The organism is uncultured Shewanella sp. (assembly GCF_947495455.1).
Taxonomy (GTDB): domain Bacteria; phylum Pseudomonadota; class Gammaproteobacteria; order Enterobacterales; family Shewanellaceae; genus Shewanella.
In genome coordinates, this window is sequence record NZ_CANLZC010000249.1 from 1 (window position 1) to 536 (window position 536).

At 45.9% G+C, this 536-nt stretch carries 1 protein-coding gene; it reads right to left on the reverse strand.

The window, feature by feature from the left end; all coding sequences use genetic code 11:
- A partial coding sequence (locus Q0791_RS24980) for an AMP-binding protein (RefSeq protein WP_299011964.1) occupies positions 1 to 536 on the reverse strand: 536 nt, incomplete at both ends.

Here is a 536-nt window from a genome sequence, read left to right on the forward strand (position 1 = left end):
AGACGATTTATGATACCAACATGCGCCATCATCACGCCTTTAGGCTGCCCTGTGGTTCCTGAGGTGTAAATCACATAGGCTAAATCAGCGGGTTGATTGATAGAAATAGGGTTACTGACTGAGTATTCGGCCAAGCTATTCTCAGCGCTTTCTCCATCAATGGAAAGAACAGTACAATTCTGCTCATCGGCACACAACCACTCTCTCAACTGCGCCTCATAATGTGCTTGAGTAATAATAAAAGGGGCGGCCGTGTCTTCAAACATAAAGGTGGTACGCGCCTGAGGATATTCGGGCGCGATGGGCACATAAGCACCGCCCGCCTTGAGCACAGCCAAAATACTCATCACCATTTCCAGACTTCTATCAAGATATAGCGCAATTAAGGTATTCGGCTTAAGTGACGTTTGGTATTTAACTTGATACTGACTGCGTATTTGGTGGGCTAGCTGATTGGCGCTTTGATTCAGCTCATGATAAGTCAGTTCTTCCCCTTCAAACACAAGGGCAACATTATTCGGTGTCTTTTCGACTTG